Annotated in this window: 17 protein-coding genes; 6 read left to right on the top strand and 11 right to left on the bottom strand. The window is 50.1% G+C overall.

The genetic code is table 11. The features are described 5' to 3' along the window. Nucleotides 1-90: 90 nt before the first annotated feature. The 3 genes from QVE09_RS15735 to QVE09_RS15725 all read left to right on the top strand — a co-directional run bounded on the left by QVE09_RS15735 (nt 91) and on the right by QVE09_RS15725 (nt 6,330). On the top strand, nt 91-1,038 hold the full coding sequence (locus QVE09_RS15735) for a TetR/AcrR family transcriptional regulator (RefSeq protein ID WP_315937545.1): 948 nt from the start codon (nt 91-93) through the stop codon (nt 1,036-1,038). A gap of 33 nt (nt 1,039-1,071) precedes the next feature. Then, nucleotides 1,072-4,314 carry an efflux RND transporter permease subunit gene (locus tag QVE09_RS15730; RefSeq protein ID WP_315937544.1) on the top strand — a complete coding sequence of 1,081 codons (3,243 nt, stop codon included), beginning with the start codon at nt 1,072-1,074 and terminating at the stop codon, nt 4,312-4,314. Between the two features lie 339 nt (nt 4,315-4,653). Continuing rightward, complete coding sequence (locus tag QVE09_RS15725) at nt 4,654-6,330, top strand: PucR family transcriptional regulator (RefSeq protein WP_315937543.1); 1,677 nt, start codon at nt 4,654-4,656, stop codon at nt 6,328-6,330. Between the two features lie 15 nt (nt 6,331-6,345). Here the strand turns inward: QVE09_RS15725 and QVE09_RS15720 are convergent, their stop codons facing one another. The 11 genes from QVE09_RS15720 to QVE09_RS15670 all read right to left on the bottom strand — a co-directional run bounded on the left by QVE09_RS15720 (nt 6,346) and on the right by QVE09_RS15670 (nt 18,705). Then, nucleotides 6,346-6,573: a hypothetical protein gene (locus QVE09_RS15720; protein WP_315937542.1), complete on the bottom strand. Its 228-nt coding sequence runs from the start codon at nt 6,571-6,573 to the stop codon at nt 6,346-6,348. Next, a complete protein-coding gene (gene hydA / locus QVE09_RS15715; protein WP_315937541.1) occupies nt 6,573-8,018 on the bottom strand; it encodes a dihydropyrimidinase in 1,446 nt (481 codons plus the stop codon). Before hydA ends, QVE09_RS15720 begins: the two co-directional genes overlap by 1 nt. After that, a complete protein-coding gene (gene preA, locus QVE09_RS15710; protein ID WP_315937540.1) occupies nt 8,015-9,310 on the bottom strand; it encodes an NAD-dependent dihydropyrimidine dehydrogenase subunit PreA in 1,296 nt (431 codons plus the stop codon). The genes hydA and preA overlap by 4 nt, the downstream gene beginning before the upstream one ends. A 333-nt stretch (nt 9,311-9,643) precedes the next feature. Continuing rightward, nucleotides 9,644-11,011 carry an NAD(P)-dependent oxidoreductase gene (locus QVE09_RS15705; RefSeq protein ID WP_315937705.1) on the bottom strand — a complete coding sequence of 456 codons (1,368 nt, stop codon included), beginning with the start codon at nt 11,009-11,011 and terminating at the stop codon, nt 9,644-9,646. Nucleotides 11,012-11,061: 50 nt separating this feature from the next. After that, on the bottom strand, nt 11,062-11,943 hold the full coding sequence (locus tag QVE09_RS15700) for a nitrilase-related carbon-nitrogen hydrolase (protein ID WP_315937539.1): 882 nt from the start codon (nt 11,941-11,943) through the stop codon (nt 11,062-11,064). Nucleotides 11,944-11,947: 4 nt separating this feature from the next. Further along, the gene (locus QVE09_RS15695) at nt 11,948-13,237 is read right to left on the bottom strand and encodes a M20 family metallo-hydrolase (RefSeq protein WP_315937538.1); all 1,290 of its coding nucleotides are present in this window, start codon (nt 13,235-13,237) and stop codon (nt 11,948-11,950) included. Between the two features lie 97 nt (nt 13,238-13,334). Beyond that, nucleotides 13,335-14,708: an aspartate aminotransferase family protein gene (locus QVE09_RS15690; protein ID WP_315937537.1), complete on the bottom strand. Its 1,374-nt coding sequence runs from the start codon at nt 14,706-14,708 to the stop codon at nt 13,335-13,337. A 243-nt stretch (nt 14,709-14,951) separates the two neighbouring features. Beyond that, nucleotides 14,952-16,016: an ABC transporter substrate-binding protein gene (locus tag QVE09_RS15685; protein WP_315937536.1), complete on the bottom strand. Its 1,065-nt coding sequence runs from the start codon at nt 16,014-16,016 to the stop codon at nt 14,952-14,954. 136 nt (nt 16,017-16,152) lie between these two features. After that, complete coding sequence (locus tag QVE09_RS15680) at nt 16,153-17,091, bottom strand: ABC transporter permease (protein WP_315937535.1); 939 nt, start codon at nt 17,089-17,091, stop codon at nt 16,153-16,155. Continuing rightward, a complete protein-coding gene (locus QVE09_RS15675) occupies nt 17,088-17,900 on the bottom strand; it encodes an ABC transporter permease (protein WP_315937534.1) in 813 nt (270 codons plus the stop codon). The genes QVE09_RS15680 and QVE09_RS15675 overlap by 4 nt, the downstream gene beginning before the upstream one ends. Further along, the gene (locus tag QVE09_RS15670) at nt 17,881-18,705 is read right to left on the bottom strand and encodes an ABC transporter ATP-binding protein (RefSeq protein ID WP_315937533.1); all 825 of its coding nucleotides are present in this window, start codon (nt 18,703-18,705) and stop codon (nt 17,881-17,883) included. Before QVE09_RS15670 ends, QVE09_RS15675 begins: the two co-directional genes overlap by 20 nt. Nucleotides 18,706-19,071: 366 nt before the next feature. Between QVE09_RS15670 and QVE09_RS15665 the strand changes: the two genes are divergently transcribed. The 3 genes from QVE09_RS15665 to QVE09_RS15655 all read left to right on the top strand — a co-directional run bounded on the left by QVE09_RS15665 (nt 19,072) and on the right by QVE09_RS15655 (nt 23,612). Then, nucleotides 19,072-21,294 carry a methyl-accepting chemotaxis protein gene (locus QVE09_RS15665; RefSeq protein ID WP_315937532.1) on the top strand — a complete coding sequence of 741 codons (2,223 nt, stop codon included), beginning with the start codon at nt 19,072-19,074 and terminating at the stop codon, nt 21,292-21,294. 119 nt (nt 21,295-21,413) lie between these two features. Further along, nucleotides 21,414-22,415, top strand: coding sequence for a GTP 3',8-cyclase MoaA (gene moaA, locus QVE09_RS15660; protein WP_315937531.1), 1,002 nt, complete (start codon nt 21,414-21,416; stop codon nt 22,413-22,415). A gap of 360 nt (nt 22,416-22,775) precedes the next feature. Further along, nucleotides 22,776-23,612, top strand: coding sequence for a methyl-accepting chemotaxis protein (locus QVE09_RS15655; protein ID WP_315937530.1), 837 nt, complete (start codon nt 22,776-22,778; stop codon nt 23,610-23,612). Nucleotides 23,613-23,700 lie beyond the last annotated feature (88 nt).

Raw genomic sequence — 23,700 nt, 5'->3', positions numbered from 1 at the left:
AATTCCTGCAACCAGATCGTTTATACTTGGTTTGACCCTAAAGTCAATTCAAGAACTCACAAGTTCCCTTATGAGGTGAAAGTATCGTTAATGAACCCTATACATGAGATGAATGAGAAGAAAAAACTCATCATTACTACAGCGCTCAAGCTATTCTCGGCCAAAGGCAGTGCCGCAACCTCCATGCAGGAGATTGCAGAGATATGCGGGATGTCCAAGGGAAGCCTTTACCTTATATTCAAATCCAAAGAGGAATTGGAAGACAGCACGATGGAGTACTGCTTATTTACGCTCATAGACGAACTATCCCAGATCGAACATGAAGCTGACCTTACTCCGAGAGAACGTTCACACAAACAGATTGAGACACTGCTCGGCCATGTGTCCGAGCTAAAGGAATTTTTACGTGTGCAAATGCAAAGCATGATGATGAATGATGAGCCACATCGCAAGGAAAAATGCAACCCGCAGCATAAAGATCTGGAGATCCTTACACTACACGGTTTCAAGGACAAACTGGAAGATATGTACGGACCGGAGATTGAACCCTATACGATAGATCTTATTTTGCTCATACAGGGTCTGTTCCTCTCCTACGTTAAGATCTGGTTTACGGAAATGCCTTCCCTTACCGTCTCCAAAATGGCAGCCAACATGCTGCAAATGATTGATTATGCAGCTTACGGATTGCTCGATCAGCGCCCTGCGCCTTTGATTTTGTTGGAAGACTGGCCCGCATGGAGTAGTGATCCAAACACAGACTCCACTGTGATGCGTCATCCCATTCACATCATCAAGCAAATGCAGGATATCGCTGGTTCCGATTTGCCCGCAGGGCAAACAAAGAATGATGTGCTCGAAACCATCGCCATTCTCAGACAGGAGATGATGGAATTCACGCCGCGGCGTGCCATCCTTCTCGGCATGATGCACAATTTGGAGAGCGTATCTGCCATCAAACCTTTGCACTCTGAGCTTAAGCACAGTCTGGATGCCAAGTATAGCCGGTTTATCCAGGCTGACTCGTCACACATATAAACAGGAGAAACAGAGAGGAGAAGAAACCATCGTATGAAAGGTATTATTAATTTTTCACTGAACAACAAGTTTGCGATTTGGATTCTGACAATTATCATCTCTTTCGCAGGTCTGTACAGCGGATTGACGATGAAACAAGAAACGATTCCGAACATCAACGTACCGTTTCTGAATGTCACTGCCATTGATCCGGGGGCTGCACCGGAGGGAATTGTTGAAGATGTCACGAAGCCGCTGGAACAGAAGCTGCGCAATGTAGACGGGGTGAAGACCGTTACCTCCACTTCTATGGAGAATGCAGCATCCATCACACTCGAATTTGATTATGGTACAGATCTGACCAACGCAACGGCAACCGTTCGTGAGGCACTAAATGAGGTTCAATTGCCTGACAGCGTGCAAAAACCGACCATTTCCAAGTTCAGCATTAACTCTTTCCCGGTTGTATCTCTAAGCCTGTCCGACAAGGACGGGGGCGACCTGGAACAATTGACACGACTGGTTGAATCGGATATTCAGCCTGCACTCGAAGATATTGACGGTGTAGCTCAGGTTCAGGTGTCCGGTCAATATGTGAAAGAAGTTCAATTGAAGTTTGATCAAGCCAAAATGGCCGAGCTGGGCCTAACGGAAGATACGGTAAACGGTATCGTTCAAGGTTCATCCATTCGTGTACCCCTTGGACTGTTCGAACTGGATAAATCCCAGAAAGCCGTTGTTGTGGATGGAAACATCGTCGATATTGATGATCTGAAAAACCTCGCCATTCCAGTCGTACCCGGCGGTGCCGGTGCTTCCACAGGCAATGGTGCAGGCGCGGCTCCACAAGGCTCTGGAGCACCAACTGGTCAATCTTCGGCAGCTGGCCAAGCAGGTCAAGGTACCGCTCCAAGTGCTTCACAAGGAACGGGCCAGGCTGCTGGCGCTAATGCCAGTGTGGGTAACCCTTCAGGTGCTGCCAACGCAGCTGGTATCCCTACAGTAAAATTAAGTGAAATTGCCAAGATCGAAGTCATCGGTCAAGCGGAATCCATTTCCCGGACAGACGGCAAGGAATCGATCGGTATTTCCATTGTAAAATCCAACGATGCCAACACAGTTGATGTCGTTAACGCAGTCAAAGATAAAGCAGAAGAATTGCAAACGCAGTTCAAAAACGCAGATTTGACTGTCCTGCTCGACCAAGGTAAGCCGATTCAGGACTCGGTGAACACGATGCTGGGCAAAGCCGTTTTTGGCGCCTTGTTTGCCATCCTGATCATCCTGCTCTTCCTGCGTAATATTCGTTCAACCATTATCTCCATTATCTCGATCCCGCTCTCCTTGCTCATGGCATTGACTGCGCTCAATATGATGGACATCACCTTGAACATGATGACGCTGGGTGCCATGACGGTTGCCATCGGACGGGTTGTCGATGACTCCATCGTTGTTATCGAGAACATCTACCGCAGATTAACACTCAAAGGCGAGAAATTGAAAGGCCGTGAACTGGTCCGCGAAGCAACTCGCGAGATGTTCATTCCAATTCTTTCCTCCACCATCGTAACAATTGCTGTATTCCTGCCACTGGCATTGGTAAGCGGTATGGTCGGTGAGTTATTCACGCCATTTGCACTGACCATGGTATTCGCTTTGCTGGCATCCCTGATCGTTGCCATTACCATTGTGCCGATGCTCGCGCATACCCTGTTCCGTAAAGGGTTGAAGAACAAGCAGAATCACGAAGAAAAACCAGGAAAAATGGCGGAAGGTTACAAACGCCTGCTAAACTGGACACTGTCACACAAACTCATCACGGTCAGTATTGCAGTGATCCTGCTGGTCGGCAGTTTGTTCCTGTACCCGTTCATCGGTGCAAGCTTCTTGCCCGAACAACAGGATAAATATGTGACCATTACGTACAGTCCACAAACCGGAGCTTTGCGTGAAGATGTAGAAAAAGAAGCACTCGTTGCCGAGAAGTGGTTGCTCAAACAACCAGGTCTGGAGAAAATGCAATATTCCATCGGCGGAAGCAATCCACTGAGCAGCATGGGTGGCGGTGGTTCCAACTCGGCTCTATTCTATATTGAATATAACGAAGATACGAAAGACTTTACTCAAGTGAAGGAACAGCTTGTAGAAGGTCTGAAGAAGGAAGTTAGCGTAGGAACATGGAGTGAGCTTGATATGTCCGGGGGTCTGGGTGGCAGTGGCTTGAGCCTGTCCATCTATGGCGATAATGTAGAGCAACTCAAACCTGTATCGGATGAAATTCTGAAACTGGTTGAAGCGGATAAGGATAATTTTGAAAAAGCAGACACAACACTCGCTGACACTTACGGGCAGTATACGCTTGTTGCAGATCAGGAGAAACTAAGTTCCCTGGGCCTGACTGCAGGCCAACTGGCTATGGCACTGAGCCCGGCACGGGAACGTCCTGTGCTCACGGAAGTGGATATCGATAATAAAACGTATAAAGTATATGTAGAGACAGACGACAAAACATTCAGCAGTATTAATGAGATTGAGGATGAGACCGTTACTTCACCACTCGGCATCCAAGTTCCGATCAAAGATGTTGCCAAAGTGGAAGAAGGTACGTCCCCGAACTCCATCATGCAAATTGATGGTAAAGTTGTCGTGCAAGTCACAGCCAACATCTTGGCTTCCGATGTACAGAAGGCTTCGAGTAACTTACAGGCTGAGATTGACAAGCTGGATCTGCCTGATGGCGTTGAAGTGAAGTTCGGCGGTACAACCGAACAGATTAATGATACCTTTACTCAACTTGGTCTCGCTATGCTGGCGGCCATCGCCATTGTATACTTCGTGCTCGTTGTTACATTCGGCGGCGGATTGGCACCATTCGCAATCCTGTTCTCCCTGCCATTTACGGTTATTGGTATTATGGTAGGTCTGTTCATCGCTGGTGGTACGCTTGACGTCTCCGCAATGATGGGTGGACTCATGCTCATCGGAATAGTGGTCACCAACGCCATCGTGTTGATTGACCGTGTTATTCACAAGGAAAAAGAGGGTATGCCTACCCGTGAAGCCTTGCTGGAAGCCGGTGCAACTCGTCTGCGTCCAATTCTGATGACCGCTCTCGCAACCATTGGTGCCCTGTTGCCACTGGTAACAGGTCTCGAAGAAAGTGCGGGTATCATCTCGAAAGGATTGGGCATTACCGTAATCGGCGGTCTGATCAGCTCCACGCTGCTCACGCTGGTTATCGTACCGATTGTGTATGAGTTCCTGATGAAATTTAAAAAGAAAAGAATTGAAGATTAAGAAGTCGTTGGTCGTGCTCATGTAACGGTTCGAGTACAACTTAAATACAGACTATAATATTTAGCTTCTCACCCCTTAGCGCATATTGGAATGATTGTTTTCCGATGTGATGTTAAGGGGCTTTTTTTATGTAAATTCACACGAGACATAGACTGACACAGAAATGCTACTTTTAATCAAAATTACAAAAAGCACAGATTCATTTGTCATTTGAAACAAATGAACGTTAGATTTCAGCCCATCGGCTGTAAATCGACTTATAATATGGATTAATTATGCAAGTTGACGGATTCCAGACTCCAGATAGATCACATGTTATTGGGGAAGGACGGTGGTTGTGTGGGGGAGACAACGCTTCATATTCAAGTCAGAGACATGTTAAAACGCCCCGTGTTTCGCAAGGCGGAAGTTTTGGCCAGTGATCGTGCACTGGAGCGGTATGTTCGCTGGGTTCATATCATGGAAGTCCCTGAGGTAGGGGACTTGCTCAATGGCGGGGAATTGGTGCTTACGACAGGCATTGGCTGGCAGGAAGGCGAGCAGCAAGGTCTGTCTTTTCTGCGTCAGTTAATTGCACGTGGGGCTGCGGGACTCTGCATGGAACTGGGGGATCACACCAAGTCGCAACTCGGTGACATGAAGGAAATAGCAGTTGCCGCGGATTTCCCTCTGATCTGGTTCCACGAACAAGTCCGTTATATCGATATTACGCAAGACCTGCATTTCACCCTGATTCGTAGTCATCAGCGAATGATCGCGGAACTCGATAGTCTCACCACCTCGTTTAACCAACTTCTTCTGAATGGAGATGGCGTACAACCTCTGCTTCGATTATTGTCACGAACAACCGGATGTGCCGTGGCGTTATACCCACTTGAAGGGGAAGCGAGTAGCGTTCCCTATTGCTCTCCAGAGCAGCTGGAGATTCGTCGGCAGGATTGGTTTTTGCAACGAGGACGATCGGATCATGAAGATATTTCAAAGGAAGTCCCACTAACCGGTAACACTTGCCATCTATTCTATCTGCCTGTTCAGGCGTTGGACTACACCTTTGCCGACCTTGTGCTGATGCACCAAAAACTGCCGGAGCATGATTCAAATATACCCCTCAATCCTTCGGATGAATTCGTCATTCAGGCACTGGAACGGTGCGCGGCCGCGATTGCCCAGGACTGGATGCGAACCAAATACATGGAAGAGAAGCGTCGCTATAAGGAAGATATGTGGGTCATCGACTGGCTTAACGGACATCACTCCACGAAGGAAATCCATGAATATGTCTCCACAGCCAATCCCCTTCTTGCAACGAGCAAAGCGTGCATTATCCTATTCGACAGCAACCCCGCATACACAGACAGTCTCAGACTTCAGAAGATATTAATCCAACGTAACATCGTCGCCCGTTCCGTGTTCGCTCGGGAGAACTTCACCCTCTACAGCACCGTTCTGAATCACCAGATCATTCTTATCATTCTCGACCCATTACCTGGATCTCAGCGCAAAAGCAGTCTCTGGCGCTGCATCGAACAGCTGCAGCAGCACGAGCAGGAACAGTCCCACTGCCTCTTCTCAGGCCTGTTCGGTATCGGTCATAGTTGCACAGACCTCTCCCGTCTCAAGGACAGCCTGGAATCCGCGAAGGAGACACTGCGAATTCAGAAGGATATCGGTGTGATGCAGCAGCCCTTTTACAGCAATCTTCATTGTTACCGCATCATCGCCAGCATGAAGCAGAGTGGCAATCTGGATGATTTCATCGAAGAATATCTGGGGCCGCTCATCCGTTACGATATAGAGAAAGGAGGTCAGCTGCTACGCACGCTCAAACAATATTTGGTCCTGTGCTGCTCCAAGCAAGAGACGGCCACCGCTCTATACATCGTCAGACAGACACTGTATCACCGTTTGGACAAAATCGAAGCCCTTTTGGGAGAAGACTATATCCTCCCAGAGAAGCGGGTAGCGATCGAACTTGCACTCTATGCCTATGAGTACGTACACGGCCCGATCGCATGAAGGCTTCAGCATGGTCTACGCTCCCCGCTGCTCCTGAAGCTGGCGAATCAGGATGTGACTGAACCATTTCCGTCCAGACGCTGTGCCCACGTATTGCTCTTGTTTCTCTTCGGGAAGATCCGGGTGCCCCCATATGACGTGAGCACCCTCCAGATGTTCCCGTACCGCATAGATCCGATAACCCTGCGCAACCATTCGCTCTATGATGATCCTCTCGGCTTCAAACATATCACGATCCGACATCAGCTTCTCCCTCCATTCACTGCTGTCACAGGCTGTTTCATCGGTATGGGTGCGCCTGCATCATACTTGTTGCGCTTCACATACTGGCCTGCTCCTGCTGTTCCGGCATACTGCCGATCTCGAATGACATACTCCCCGCGGCACATCACCGTCACTGGACATCCCTGTACCTGCATGCCTTCAAATGCGCTGTAATCCACATTCATATGATGCGTATCTGCCGAAATCACCCTGTTTACAGTTGGGTCAAAAATAACGATATCCGCATCTGTCCCTACAGCCAGAGTCCCTTTCTGCGGAAATAATCCAAATAACTTGCTCGCTCTTGTCGAACATAGATCGACCCACTGATTGAGCGTAATCCGCCCCTTGGCCACACCTTCAGAATACAGAATGCTGAGGCGATCTTCGATGACAGGCCCCCCGTTCGGAATTTTGCTAAAATCATCCTTGCCCAGGTCCTTCTGCCCTTTGAAATTAAACGAGCAATGATCGGAGCCAATCGTCTGCAACTGACCGCTTTTCAATGCATTCCACAACACGTCCTGATGAGCCGCTTCCCGCAGCGGTGGTGACCAGACATACTTTGCACCCTCAAAGTCCGGCTGATCCATGATCGACTGATCCAACGTCAAATACTGAGGACAGGTCTCCCCCCAGATTCGGTATCCCATTTCACGCATACGCGCGATCTGCTCCACAGCCTCCGCACAGGTCACATGCACCACATACAACTGTGAATCCGCAAGTGCAGCCAGACGGGCCGCCCGGCCTGTCGCTTCTCCCTCCAGCATGGATGGACGAGTCAACGCATGATGAATCGGCTCCGTTCGCCCTTCGGCGAGCGCCTGTCTAACCAGCAGATCAATAACATCCCCGTTCTCGGCATGAACCATGACGAGTGCGCCGTACTCTTTTGCCTTTTGCAACGTCTGGAAGAGAATCCCGTCATCGGCTTGAAACTGGTTTTTATACGCCATGAACACCTTAAAGGATGACACACCCTCTTCTTCAATGATCTGCGGCAGTTCTTCCAGCACCTGATCGTTCATCTCCCCAATCATGAGATGGAAACCGTAGTCGATGGCGGCTTTACCCTCGGCTTTGGCATGCCACTCCTGAAGGGATTCGATTAATGGACGGCCTTTTTGTGTCAGGCAGAAATCAATGATCGTTGTTGTACCGCCAAAGGCTGCTGCTGTTGTTCCCGTCGCAAAATCATCCGCCGTTACCGTCCCACCGAATGGCATATCCAGATGGGTATGTGGATCGATACCGCCCGGAATGACATAACAGCCTGCTGCATCCACAATTTCCGTTCGTTCATCAGGCACCAGTCCGATGCCAATCTGTGTGATTTTACCCTTTTCGATCAAAATATCTGCTTCAAAGGTATCTGACGCTGTGACCAACACACCATTACGAATCAATTTGCGGGTACTCATGATATCGCCTCCTTGGTTGATTGATCTATAACAGATTGCAGCATGGCAATTGCAGACTGACGTTCATTCCAGGTTACAGGTTCCTGCTCAGGCACAAGTTCAACCATCTCAATTGCCCCATCCACCGGGCAAACGATCGAACACAGATTACAGCCAACACAGTCCTCTTCCACCACTTCCAGATAGGAACCGGACGGGTCGGTCAACATATCAATACATTGATGCGAGGTGTCCTCACAAGCAATATGGCATTTGTTGCAATTGATGCAAACATCGCGGTTGATGCGGGCGACCACTTTGTAGTTCAGATCGAGATTGCCCCAATCCGAGTAACGCGGAACCGTCTGACCTACCAGTTCTGCTACACTGCTCAGACCCTTTTCATCCAAATAATCGTTCAGCCCATCAATCATGTCCTCCACAATGCGGAATCCATGATGCATCGCCGCGGTACATACCTGAACCCCTGTAGCACCCATGAGCAGAAACTCTGCCGTATCACGCCAGTCGGATATGCCACCAATACCCGAGATCGGCACACCCACCTCCGGATTACGGGCGCACTCGGCAACCATGTTCAGTGCAATTGGCTTCACGGCTGGGCCACAGTATCCGCCATGTGCTCCTTTGCCGCCCACATGCGGCACGGTATTCCACGAATCCAGATCCACACCTGCCAGGGAGTTAATCGTATTGATCAGGGAGATCGCATCTGCGCCGCCGCGGACGGCTGCCCGGGCGGTTGCCGTAATATCCGTGATATTCGGCGTGAGTTTGACGATCACCGGTGTGGTTGCCACTTCCTTCACCCACATCGTCTGGAGTTCTACGAGGTCAGGTTGCTGACCAGAGGCAGCTCCCATACCACGTTCGGCCATGCCATGCGGGCAGCCAAAGTTCAGCTCCAGGCCATCGACACCGACGGCTTCCACCTTTTTCACAATCTCATGCCACTTCTCCCGCGTAGGTTCCACCATCAGTGAAGCGACAACCGCGCGATCCGGGAAGCGCTTCTTGGTCTCGGCAATCTCCCGCAGATTCACTTCCAGCGGACGATCGGATATCAATTCTATATTGTTAAACCCCGCCACCCGCTGTCCACCAAAATGGACCGCCGCGAAACGCGAGGATGTATTGATAATTGGCTCACCCAGCGTCTTCCACACCGCACCACCCCAGCCCGCTTCGAACGCACGCTGGACCTGATATCCCGTATTGGTCGGTGGTGCAGAAGCCAGCCAGAATGGATTGGGTGATCGAATACCTGCCAGATTAATGGATAAGTCAGCCATAACGATCCCTCCTTGGTGTTGTTTGAACTTACTTAGTTACACTGGAATATTTGGTCGTGCTCAGGACCTCTGCGTAGTAATGGTGTTTCGAGATAACACCTAAATTCTAACGAACCGTACACCTCTTATTTGACTCATTTGCGGCACTTTCAAAATCTAACGAATCGTAGAAAGCTTATATTGCTGTATTAGCTCATTTCAGCTTCATTTCAACAGGTGTTCTTCAACATAAGACGTGTGAGATTCGTTAGATTTTCCAATCCTCCATAATCACCACTATAAGGTGCGTAGGGTTCGTTAGCGCGCCAGGGACACAAGGATTCGATGAACTGCTCACGCAGTCTCTTCCACCTGTCCAGGCAACGCCTTCACGACTGCCGCAGCAGCCAGCTTACCCTGCTGTGCAGCTGAGACAACCATCGCCTCACCCTGGCCCTGACCAAAAATAACATCTCCTGCCGCATAGATCTGAGGATGCGAGGTACGATACGTATGCGGCTCAATCTCGACGACACCCCAGTGGTGACGCAGACCAAACGCTTCAATTAATGGTAATAAACGATGCTGTCCAATCGCCCGGATGACCGTATCACATTCAATCATGAACTCCGATCCCTCCACAGGTACAGGCAACGCGCGTCCACCACCAGGCGGGGTAATCAGTTCCATTTTCACACATTCCACAGCCTGAACCCGACCATTCTCGTCTCCAATAATACGCTGCGGCATCGTAAACCAGCGGAACTCCACGCCCTCCTGCTTGGCAAACGTATATTCAAACGCATACGCCGTCATCTGGCTTTCCCCGCGCCGATATAACATCTGCACCCGCTCGGCACCAAGACGCACCGAACAGGTCGCTGCATCTACCGCCGTATTGCCCGCGCCAATAACGGCGACCTTCAAACCATTTAATGCAGGTGGAACACCCTGCTTGGTAGACTCCACCAGTTCAATCGCATCATAGACACCTTCCAATGTCTCCCCTTCAATGCCCAGCATAGGTACTGAACCCATGCCACAGGCCAGAATGACCGCTTCATGCTGCTCCAGCAACTGCGAAGCAGGGATATCCACACCAATACGCACCCCATAACGGATCTGTACACCAAGTGCCTCCACCTGCTCCACTTCCCATAGCGCAACCGATTCGGGCAAACGGAAGGATACGATGCCGTACGTGTTCAGCCCCCCGCCTTTGGGTTTTGCTTCATAGATCGTCACCTCATATCCTGCACGCCCCAGTTCACGTGCTGCCGACAGTCCTGCTGGCCCCGCTCCCACAACAGCAACGGTTCTCCCATTGGCAGGTGCTGCCTGGAATAACGGCTCATTCTTCGCCCGCGCCCAGTCGGTGGCGTAACGCTGCAAGTCACCAATGCGAATCGGCTTCGACGATTCGTTCAGAACACATGCACCTTCACACAATTCCTCTGTGGGACAGACACGTGCGCAGCTGGCTCCAACCGGATTTGCATCCATGATGGTACGGGCCGAACCTTTCAGGTGCCCTGTGGATATTTTGCTAATAAACGAAGGGATGTTGATGTCGGTCGGACAGGCTTTGATACAAGGTGCATCGTAACAGTACAGACAGCGGTTTGACTCCTCCATCGCTTCCTTTCCAGTCATAACGGGTTTCATCTCGGCAAACCGACTCTCCCACCCATAATCGGATAACGTTGTTCCTGAGCTGTTCATCAATGTCATGCACCTCCTGAAGTTTGATTCGTGCTAGCTTCCAGCCACTATTACAGACTAACCAGATGTTCGTACGTTTCCGGTCTGCGATCACGGTAGAACTGCCATACATTACGTACCTCACGAATTATCTCCGTATCCATCTCGCCAATGACGACCTCATCCTGATCACGGCTGCCCATTGCAACCATTCTGCCTCGCGGATCGACCAGATACGACTGTCCATAAAATTCACCCATATTCCACGGTGCTTCCACGCCAACCCGATTGATCGCTGCAACATAATAGCCGTTAGCTACCGCGTGAGCAGGCTGTTCCAGTTTCCACAGATATTCCGATGTCCCCGCAACCGTAGCAGACGGATTAAACACAATCTCTGCCCCTGCCAGCCCAAGCAATCGAGCGCCTTCCGGAAAATGACGATCATAACAGATGTACACACCCACTCTGGCGTAGGCCGTATCAAATACCGGAAACCCGAGGTTACCTGGTTTGAAATAATACTTTTCCCAGAACCCATTCGTACCCTCACCTGCTTCCACATGCGGGATATGATGTTTGCGATATTTGCCCAGATACGTACCATCTGCATCAATGACAGCTGCCGTATTGTAATACGAAGCAATGCCCTCCACTTCGTACACGGGTAAAATAATCACCACCGCAAGCTCCTTCGCCAGCTCCTGAAAACGTCTGGTCGTAGGCCCTTCCGGCACAGGTTCAGCGGATGCATACCATTTGGGACTTTGCTCTGTACAAAAGTACGGCCCATAGAATACTTCCTGCAATCCGATGATCTTGGCGCCTCTTGCAGCAGCTTCATGGACCAGCGCAATGTGCTTCTGAATCGCCGCTTCTTTGTGCACCTCAACGGGAGCCGAACCCTCAATCTCATGAGAAGCCTGGATTAATCCGATGCTGATTTTGCCCATAACCTCACAACGCCTCCTCAGGTAAAATGGTTGGTCCGTTCTCTCCACTGCACATCCTCCGAATGGTGCGATATAACAATTCCGTGCCGAGTCCAATATCCTCCGGGGAGGAATATTCGCTGGGATGATGACTGATGCCGTCCTTGCTGCGGACAAAGATCATGCCATAATCACACACAAGCGAAAGGGCCAACGCATCATGGAACGGACCACTCATCAGTTCTGGCAAAGTAACCCCGATCTCTTCCGCGGATGAACGAATCACCGACATGATTGGCTCTGCACAGTACCTCGGCTCACTGTTCGTATCCTCTGTCAGCGAGTAAGTTAGACCATATCGGGAACTCACGTCATCCAAAATGTTCATCAATCGGGCTTTAAGCCGATTCCTGCGTTCCATCTCCATATCTCGCAAATCAACGGTGAAGCTGACTTCCTCCGGGATGATATTCCGTGAGTCTGGAAACACCCTCAGACTTCCCACCGTACCTACGGTTGGAGCTTCCGGGTCTTCTCTCACCATATCGTCAAAAGCCGCAATGACTTTGGCGCTGCCTACCAAAGCATCATGCCGCATTCCCATCGGAACGGAGCCGGCATGACCCGCCATGCCTTTCATCGTCACCGTAAGCCACAGCGGGCCCGAGATGCCTGTCACCAGACCTACTGGAGCATCCAGAGCCTCAAGCACTGGTCCCTGCTCAATGTGCAGCTCCAGATAACTGCCTATGGAACCTGGCGGATAGATCGCTTCTTCAAAATCCGTAGGAGAACAACCGAAGGTTTCCAGTGCCTCCCGGCGGGTCACTCCGTTTTTATCCTGCCGATCCAGTTCACCTTCTTCCAACTGACCGGTTATGCCACGCGAGCCGAACAGGCCTTTGTTAAAACGGGAACCCTCTTCATCGCAAAAAGCAATCACCTCAATTGGCATACAGGGCTGAATGCCATTTTCGATCAGGCATTGCACGGCTTCGAGTGCGCCGAGCACACCGATTGCTCCATCATATCGACCGCCATATGGCTGAGAGTCGATGTGGGAACCAATCATGAGGATTGGCAGGGCCTCATCCGCACCTTCCAGACGACCAATCAGATTGCCGAAGGGATCAAGTCGCGTCGTCAGACCGGCCTTTTCCATCCAGAGACGAACCTGAATGATGCCGTCCATATCTTCCGGGGTCAGGGCAAGTCGGCAAACACCCGTCTCCGCGATTCGGCCAATCTGTGACAACTGCTCAATTCGCTCATTCAGCCGAAGCTGATTAATGACTTTGCCTGTTGTGGTCTGCATCCTTCCTCGCCTCCTTGCGCTTATTTTCGCGTAATGATATGAAAATTTTCATTTTGCTTGCTTAACCGTAAACGCCTGTCGTACCTGTGTATGGCAACTAACCTGCGTCCAGACTACGCAGCGCAACGAGCAAACTTCCAGCGATCAGATCCAACTCTTCCTCAGTGGTGACAAACGGTGGGGAGATCGTCAAAATGTTTGCAAACCCCGGCACGGTATCGCCGTTCTTGCCAATCAGGATGCCGTCCCTTTTACAACTGGCGAGTACCTTCATTACTTTATCCGCCTCCGCAGGAGAACCATCTGCTTCAATCAATTCCACCCCACAGGCGAATCCAAATGAACGGATATCCCCCACAATGGACAGCTCCAGCAGCGGCTCCAACTTCTCACGAAGCAGATAACCCAGTTCCTCCGCGCGGCTGACCAGATTCTCTCGCTCCAGAATCTCCAGATTCGCGAGTGCCACCCGGCAGGATACGGGATTCCCGCCAAAGGTATTCACATGGCGAAAATGGGCATCCGGTCCGGGTTCCCGGAACGTGTCATACAGATCGGCTCGCACTGCCGTTGCTGATAGCGGTGAATACGCACTGGTCATGCCTTTTGCCATCGTCACAATATCTGGCTGTACGCCATAGTTCTGATGACCAAACTTCTGCCCGGAGCGGCCAAAACCACAGATTACCTCATCCACAATGAGCAGCACACCATAGCGCTGACAGATCTCTTGTACGGTGCGCATGTAATCCGGCGGTGGGACAATCATGCCGCCCCCAGTGATCACTGGCTCCATAATCACTGCGGCAACCGTCTCAGGCCCTTCCCAACGAATCACCTCTTCATAGATGTTTGCACATTCGAGTCCGCATCCATCCTTGTTTCGTCCAAACGGACAGCGGTAACAATATGGTGGTGGAACATGAGAGAAACCTACGCCGAGCGGCTCGTATTTGATCTTGCGAGCGGCTTGCCCGGTCGCGCCCAGCGAGCCCATGGAGTTACCGTGATAGGCACGGTGACGGGAAATGAATTTGTGACGAGTAGGCTCACCATTCTGATGGTGGTACTGACGGGCTATTTTGAAAGCCACCTCATTTGCATCTGAACCCGAGTTGGAGAAGAATATTCGATACTCCCCCTCTAACCAGTCATTCAGCTTCTCCGCCAGCAAAATCGCCGGTTCGTGACTCTGCGTCATCGGTACATAAGCGAGTGCTTTCATCTGTTCGTAGGCACTTCTCGCAATCTCCTCACGGCCATGCCCCACATTCACACACCATAGTCCAGACATCGCATCCAGATAACGCGTACCATCCTGATCGGTGATCCAACTGCCCTCTCCACTTACCGCAATCATTGGATGATCGTTATGAGGCGAGATGTGATGCCATACGTATTTGCGATCCTTCTCCAGCCATTCTTCCTTCGTACCGCCAAGCGGCTGAGGCTGCTGATCTACAGAACTCATTCGTCCTCCTCCTCCTCCTTCTATAAGCTGATCCAATATGCTTTACACTTGCCCACTCCGATTGCAGTACCATCTTGCGATCGCTGTTATCCCAGATTTTCTAGATTCATTTTTCCTAAAGGAAAAATCCGGGGATAAGCATATGCTTCCGATGCAGCTTTCTTTCAGAAAGCTTTTAGGCGCACGCTTCGCTTCTTCAGATTGGTTCTGCACTCTTCGTTCTCGTGTAATGTTGGTCCACGCTTATTTCACCGCTTCTTCATAGATGCTTTTCTCCAGCGCTTCATCCAGATTTGCGGCTTTTTTGATCAAGCCATAGTTCAGTGCAATATCCGCAGTTCGGGTAAATGACTCATCCACAAAACTGCCAACTTGCTGCTCCGTAAATCCTTCCGGGCGAATCAGCTTTGCAATCTCTTCCAGCATCGTTACCTGATGCTCGCGGGTGGTGCTGCCCTCCGTCACATTACTCATCACGATATCCACCGTCTCATCCTGATTGTCGATGGCGTAATTCCAACCTTTCAGAATGGCACGGGTCACTTTAACCGCAAGCTCACGGTTGCCGTCTACCCATTCCTTCTTGGCAATCAGCGTATCCTCCAGCATGCCAACACCGGCATCTTCAATGTTGAACACATCCAGATCGGATTCTTTTGTTCCACTTTCCAGCACCACGTGAAATTCGTTATAGATCGTTGCCGTCGCCACATCTACCTGATCGTTGAAAAACTGATCCATCGTGAATCCCTGCTTCACCAGTTCAATGTCTTTCTTCGGGTCCAGGCCATTCTTCTCCATGAACGCGAGCACCTGAAACTGCTGACTGCCAAACCAGGTACTGACCTTCTTGCCTTTCATCTGAGCCGGATCAGTAATGCCTAGGGACTTCTTGGCAATCAAGCGATAACTACTCTTCTGCGAGATCTGGGCGAGCGAGACGAGTGGCAGACCGTTATCCCGGCTGACCAGCAAACTGTCCACTCCGGTGATCCCCACATCGGCCGCACCATTGACTACCTGCTGCTCAATCACGATATCCGGACCACCCGGAATAATCTCGGCATCAATGCCTTCATCTGCAAAAAAACCTTTTTCCTTCGCTGCATAGATCCCGGCAAACTGCGCCTGAGGCACCCATTTCAGTTGAATTTTCACTTTGGTTAAGGGTTGATCTGCTTCACCCGTCCCTCCTGAACTCGCGGCAACAGGCTCAGCTGCCGGCTCGGACTTCGTAGAACATGCGCTCAGCATCGTAACAACCAACAGGACCAATACCAGCAAACCCGACTTCAACGTTTTGTACATGTACAGAACAACCCCCTGTGTATATACGATTTTTCAAGCATCAGTCCGTGTTCAAAAAGTCTGCTTTTCAGTACCGTGGACTTTTTGAACAACCTCTATCAGGTATTACGATCTATGGTTGGTACAATGATATACGTTAGTGTTCAGTGCGTGCACGATTCCACGGAATGAGTCGCTTTTCTGCCAGGACAACCACTTCATACAACACAATACCGAGCGCGGCAGCGATGACAATACAGGACCAGGCCAAAGGCATGTTCGCCAGTCGGATCTGATCCGAGAGCAAGTACCCCAGTCCCTGGGAGGCGATGAAAAATTCACCCACAATGGCCCCGATAATACTGGTCGACATGTTGATCTTCAGTCCGGCAAAGAGGGAAGGTAGCGCGTGAGGCAGTCTTAGCTTCCAAAAAAACTGCATCCTACCCGCAGCAAGGCCACTCAGCAGATCACTGTACTGTGGTTGAATGGAAGTCAGCCCTTTGAACAGGCTGACGGCCATGGCCGCCATCGTAATCACCGTGACGACTGCAATACGGGACCAGATTCCGTCACCAAACCAATTGTTCATAATCGGGGCAAGAGCCACGATCGGAACGGCGTTCAGTGCCGACAGAACCGTAACCGCCGCCCTGCCGCTTGTGGGAAAGAACGATGCACCCGCAGCCGCCAGAGCGCCTAGCAGAGAACCTAGCAGGAAACCACCCAGCATTTCCGTTCCGCTGTACATCGCGTAACGAAAGAGCATATTGGCATTTTCCTGGATGGATATCGCAATCGCGGAAGGTACAGGCAGTTGGTAACTTTCCAGCGAGAATATCCAATGAAACAACCTGAGCTGCCAAAGGGAGAGAAATAACACACCTGCACCCCAAGGGAGCATGCTCAGTACGAGCGAGCGCCCGCGAACGCCAGTGCCCGATCCGGCCTTTTCGGCTTGTCCCTGTAGTCCATGAATTTCCGATCCGGGAGCAGATGTCATCTGTGAGCCAGTGAGGGGCGTAGCTGTTCCAGTTACAGCAGCAATTGCCACACCTTCATCCCGCTTCCGTTGCAAAACTCTACCTTCACTCATGTGGCATCGCCTCCTTTGGCCCTGAATTCAGGCTGCCAGGGGGTTAGCCAACGTTCAGCCAGACTGATGGCCAGATACGAGATCAGGCCAATGCCAATGCTAAGCATGATGGTGGCCCAGAACATGCCAACTTGGGCATGACCGTAATATAACGAACTGACCATCAGGACGCCGAGTCCGTCGGGAGCGCCCATCAATTCCACAACGATGGAGGAAGTCACCGCGAGCGGAGCGGCTATTTTCATACCAGAAAATAGTCCCGGCAGTGCTGAGGGCAGCAGGCATTTGATATATCGTGCAGTCAGTGAAGCTCCACAGGAACGCATAAGTTCCAGATGCTCTGGTGCTGCACTTTTCAATCCTTTTAATGTATGGATGATGATCGGGAAGAAAGTGACATACGCGGCCATAACAATTCGGGCCCACTCCGCATTGTGGATGATCCCGTACACAATTGGTGCGAGACCAATAACCGGAACCATCTGTGAGGAGACAACATATGGCGATAACGTGCGCTCTAGCCAGACGGCACCGCTCATGAGTAGAGCCAGACCCAGACCAAGCAACGTTCCCCCTCCAAAACCAATGGCTGCATTGCCAAACGTGACAGCCCCCTGCTCTGCGAGCGTACTCGAGTAACGAAACAAGGCTGCAAGGACTTCGTGCAGATAAGGAAGGCGAGACGCCGCCTGCTGGGGTGACAAGAACAGTTGGAGTATCCAGGCGATTCCTTCCCATAGCACCAATATGGCCATAATCCAGATGACAACCCAGGATCGATATCCCGGTTTAAAGAACCGCAGGGACATGAGATTCATCACGCTCCTCGTAGAAGCAGTTGCGAATGGTTGTGATCATGTGATAGAAATCTTCCGTTTCTCTCAGTTCACTATGACGTTCGGAAGGCAGATTGACGGAATGAATGGAATGTACTTGCCCCGGATGTGCCGAGAGCACGATGATCCTGTCGGACAGAAATACGGCTTCGGGGATGCTGTGTGTGACAAAGAGGAAGGTCTTGCCTGTTGAGCGCTTGATCTCAAGCAGCTCCAATTGAAGTTTTTCTTTGGTGAATTCGTCCAGGGCGGAGAAGGGTTCATCCATGAGCAGCAATGGCGGATCAAGCGCAAGGGCTCGTGCAATGGATACACGTTGCTGCATCCCTCCACTGAGTTGCCATGGATAATGGTCGGCGAAGCGGGTTAGCCCTACCATCTCAAGCAGTTCACCGCTAATGCGGCGGCACTCCTTTCGGCGGGTACCGAGCAGTTCCAAGGGCAATTCCACATTGTGACGAACGGTGCGCCAATCGAACAAGGCTGGTGTCTGGAAGACAATGCCGAACTGTCGCTGTAGCCGGGCCCGCTCAGGCTCCTGACCTGCAATGCGAACGGTGCCTGAGGTGGGCTGAAGTAGATCACCCACCAGCCTGAGCAAGGTCGACTTGCCACAGCCGGAAGGGCCCAGCAGCGAGACAAACTCATTGGACTGGATCTGGAATGTAACATCCGACAAGGCAGTGACTTGCTGTGTACCTGTGCCAAAAACAACGGACACATGATCTACATCAATATGGCAGGCTTCGGGGACTGTGGCTGAGGGTGCGGAGGACATGGGCATTCTCCTTTGTGGAAGTTATTTTCATTACACACCAAGGCTGAATGGGAGGTTTATATACACGAACGTAACAGGTTTTGCTTGTTAGATAATACTATATCGCTTTGGGCAGGGATTACATTATACAGTGTGTTTTGAGTATGGGCCTGTTTATGTTACACAATGTAAAATGAGACGGATTCTCAGATACATACATGTGAGTTTTCTTCGTAAATAGTTAACATACATTTCACCTAACAACAAACGCACGATCATTTGTATTTATTGAATAAATATTCGGAAAATATGACATATGCCCTCGTATTCTTGCTCATTTTCTTGTATAAAGATTGAATAGAGAATCCAGAAATCGGGGTGGTCATGATGTTTGATTGGCTGGGATGGAGAAAAGGATTGCCGCTCTGGCGATCGTATCGGTTGAACGCACATATAAAGGAAGATGTGGAACAGATTTTTGAGGGAATTGCCGAAACGAGACGGCAGCTTATGATGGACTGGGCAGATGAACAATGGAACCACCTGGATCGTTTGCTCCAACAGTTACAGTCGGTCCAATTACAGGATGTATTACAAGATTCACAGCAACTAAGCAAATTAGATACATGGTTTCAATCCAGTTATAATCGAGCCGTTGACAGTACGGAGCTATTCATGCTGAACGAACAGAATCAGGTGGTATTCTCTACATATAAGAAACATATTGGACAGATCTATAAGGATCACGAAGCATTAATTGGACCAGGATTGAAATACTCCAGAGCAGATCGTCAGGGCAAAAAATGCTTGTATGGTCCTTATTCTGATCCACTGACGTTGGATATTGGTCCACGTTCGTCCGCTTTTCACGATGATGTCACCTTGCTGTTTATCTCCCCAATCCTGCAGGATGGTCGATATGTCGGTTCATTATGCAGCCGTGTTCCCGGGGATGTACTGGGTGACCTGATCCAACGAGAATCCGGTCATATCTATCCCGATTCTGGTGACAATTACCTCTTTATGGCTGAGTCGATATTACGGCCCCATCTGCAACCCGGCACCGCCTTATCCCGAAGCCGCTTCGAAGATCGTACCTTTACCCATGGGGAAAATCTCAAAGATGGTGTCACCACCGAATGGGGTATCGTTTCCGTTAAGGAGCATACCGAGCTGGAACTTATGTTCACTGATCCGTCGACTGGAGAACTACACCCCGGGGTAGCAAACACCATTCAGAATGGTTCCAATCTGTTCGTAGCTTTTCCCGGCTACTCGGATTACCGCCATATTTCTGTGATCGGCAAAGGCATCACCTTCCAGTTGCCACACTGTCCTGATCGCTGGGGCATGATGTGTGAAGGGGATCTGGAGGAAGTGTATCGGATACGAAGCATCGGCTGGCGACAGTTCAAGCAGCACAGTCTCTTCACGCTTTTGTCAGGCGTTGCAGGAGCAGCTCTTGTCTATGCCTTCACTGGTAGCGGATGGAATGCGGCAGCAATGGCAGCTTTTAATGTGTTATTCGGATTCTTCACTGCATTACAGCTGCATCGTAGCCAATATCGACGGGTTCATGAAGACTTGCGTCGCATCAGCCGATTTATTCGAATTAACGCCGAAGGCAGAGGTGATCTGACCCAGCGCCTGGACACGTCTGCTTTTGCCCAAGACGAATCCGGTGAACTGGCGAAGTGGATCAACAACATGATTGACTCTCTGGAAGGCATTATGCTGAAGGTACAACTTGCCACGGTAGACGTTATGGATAATCAGTATCAGATGCGAACCTCAACAGAGACAACCCAGGGTACTACTGAGCGCGTGAACCACAAGCTGGGTTCGATGATTCAAGCCATTCGCACCCAACTGGAAGATCTCGACCAGGCCAGGATCGCTGCCGATCACATGCGCATAACGCTGCAACAACTGGAGACCTCTGCAACCGAACAGATCGGCGTGGCCCAGCAGGAAGTGGAACGAATCGGCGACAAAATGACCCAAATCTCAGGAGCGGTGTCCGATACCAACCGTACCATCCTGTCCTTCATCGATACGATGAAAGAAATTTACCGCGCACTGGCTGTCATTGATGAAATTTCAGCTCAGACCAATCTGCTGGCTCTGAATGCTACCATTGAAGCTGCACGCGTGGGCGAACATGGCCAAGGCTTCTCGGTTGTGGCAGGGGAAATCCGCAAGCTGGCCGAGTTATCCCGCTCTTCAACTGAAAATATTCATCAGATTCTGGACCGAATCTCAACGGCTGCAGGAGCTGCATCCCAATTAATCACAGAGGGTGATCAGGTACTTGCTGAAGGAACGACACTGGTTCAGGCCGCTTCGCAACTTCTGAAAAATGCTACCGCTGATGAACCTGAGCGCACGCAAGTCGTGGATCAAGTAGTCATGCTGATGGAGAATATTGCTGCAATCAGCCATCAAAATCGGGCGACTTCTGCTGAGGTAGAAGCCGAGATGATGGAGCTGATCCATGATATGTTACAGGTTCAGCATTCTTCCCATAACGTGGAAGCCATTACGGTCTTTTTGCAACAGCTCGTGGGACAATTCCATCTGAACCACCCCGCCAAAAATGCTGTCATCTGACGTCATCGTTGACGCGGATTGGAGAAATAGCTAAAATTTGATGCAACTGTTCCTTTTGAAATTGTCGTATCATTTATAATAGAAGATTTCCAATCTGAACCGATGAAAGGGTGGTCTGCATGGAACTGCTTCAGGATTCATTTGGCCGGATACATGACTACATCCGTATTTCTGTTACGGACCGCTGTAATTTACGCTGTGTGTATTGCATGCCTGCGGAGGGCATGGAGTTTGCTCCACATGATGAGATCATGAGCTATGAAGAGATCGTACAGGTGCTGAAGGTGCTTGCTCCGATGGGCATGCGTAAAGTTCGGCTCACTGGGGGCGAACCGCTGGTGCGTAAGGATCTGCACAAGCTCGTTGGCATGATCTCGGCGATTGACGGGATTGACGATATTGCACTGACTACCAATGCTCTCCTACTGGATAAGCAAGCTCAGGCGTTGAAAGACGCTGGATTGAACCGGATTAACATCAGTCTGGATTCCCTGCGCGCTGATCGCTTCTCCATGATTACCCGCGGCGGAGATGTGAACAAGGTCTTGAAAGGCATTGAAGCTGCAACAGCCGCTGGCCTTGCTCCGATCAAGCTGAATGTTGTGCTGATGAAGGGTATCAATGATGATGAGATCAAAGATTTTATTGCTATGACGATTGATCAGCCTCTTCATGTGCGTTTTATTGAATATATGCCGATTGGACAGGCTTCGGATTCATGGCGCAAATCTTATTTGCCGCTGGAAGCCGTGACAGATGTATGCGCTGAAGCGGGTTGGGTGGTAGAAAATACAACAGGCCCTGCGGGCAATGGCCCATCACGCAATATGAAAATTGTGGGCTCTGAAGGCACATTTGGATTGATTCATCCCGTGAGCGATCACTTCTGTGACAATTGCAACCGACTTCGGCTGACCGCTGACGGACATATCAAAGCCTGCCTCTACTGGTCCGATGAGTATAATGTTCGTCGCTTCGTGGATGATCCGGATGCCATGGCGGCGCTTTTCCTCAAAGCGCTGGGTACGAAACCAAAGAACCATGAGATGGCTCTGGCTTTGGAACAAAAAATGCAATCTCATACGCCGACTGTACGACGCATGTCCCAGATTGGCGGATAGTAACAGTGCGTAAAATAACTCAATAGCGCACTCCTGCGTATGGATATATATCTGTACCGTCAGGATGACCTCTACACACAACGGATGAGGTGAACCCTTACGTAAATACGGGAAATGGAGCATTGCACAGAATAAGTGGATAGCAAAGCAGACGAGAACTTGATTGTTCTCGCCTGCTTTTTCGTTATGTTTTCATAAATTCCTGAAAATCATCAATTCTCCTGTTTCATTTGTTGAAAATTTAATTAATATGTCTTATTGCCCTTGTTGGGTCTTCAAGATTCCGATAATTCTGACGATGTATATACAATACATTTAGATGATATGCACGCACACACACACTATAGGAGCTGAACCTTATTGAACATCGTTGAAGCACTCGTTGCAGCAAGCCCGTATTTTAAAATTTTGCTAAAAGAACAGGATATCATGATAGCAGTCAACGATACTGAGCAGGTCCGGTATTATTCCCCCAGCAATGATCTTGATCTGGGCTTAAAGGTAGGCGATCCCATCGCCCTTGAAGATCCAACAATTCGCCAAGCACTTATACACGGCGAGACTTCCTCCTACAGTATAGATGCCCAACACTATGGTACACCCATCAATACGGCATCCACCCCGATTCGGGATGAGGAAGGGAATATCGTTGGCATATTTGCCATTGCTCGCTCTCTTAAAAATGAAGAACAGCTGGGGCAATTCACCGATTTAATAGGCGGAATCAGTGGCAGATTGACGGACATGGTGCAGACGGTCGCTGCCCAATCCGAGCAGCTGATGGCCTCCTCCATGCAAATTTTGGACAATACCCGCATGGCCGTTAAGAACTCAGGCGAAGTAAACAAGGTTGCCTCGTTCATTCGTGAGATCTCAGAGCAAACCAACCTGCTCGGCTTGAATGCGGCTATCGAAGCCGCCCGGGCAGGAGAAGCCGGTGCAGGATTTGGTGTTGTGGCATCGGAAGTACGCAAACTTTCGACGAGCACCAAAGAGGCGACGGTGAACATCGAACGTTCCTTGAAGGATGTCCAAACTTCCATCCAGCAGATGGAATATGAGATCACCTCCATCTCACAGTCAAGTAATCAACAGGCTGTGCTGGTAACCGAGTTCAGCGAGATCATTGATCAGTTGAACAGCGTAAGCCGTGATCTGAAAGTGTTTATTGAATCCATGCTGCTGAAGGCAGAGTAGATCCGATTACGATTGACCAACCATATATAAGTCATGCAATACCAATGCATTATCGAGCACTACATGTTCCAACTTAATAACTAGATCA

Origin of the sequence: Paenibacillus sp. ClWae2A (assembly GCF_032452295.1) — a bacterium.
Classification (GTDB): Bacteria; Bacillota; Bacilli; order Paenibacillales; family Paenibacillaceae; genus Paenibacillus.
This window is presented reverse-complemented; position numbering and strand designations above follow the sequence as displayed.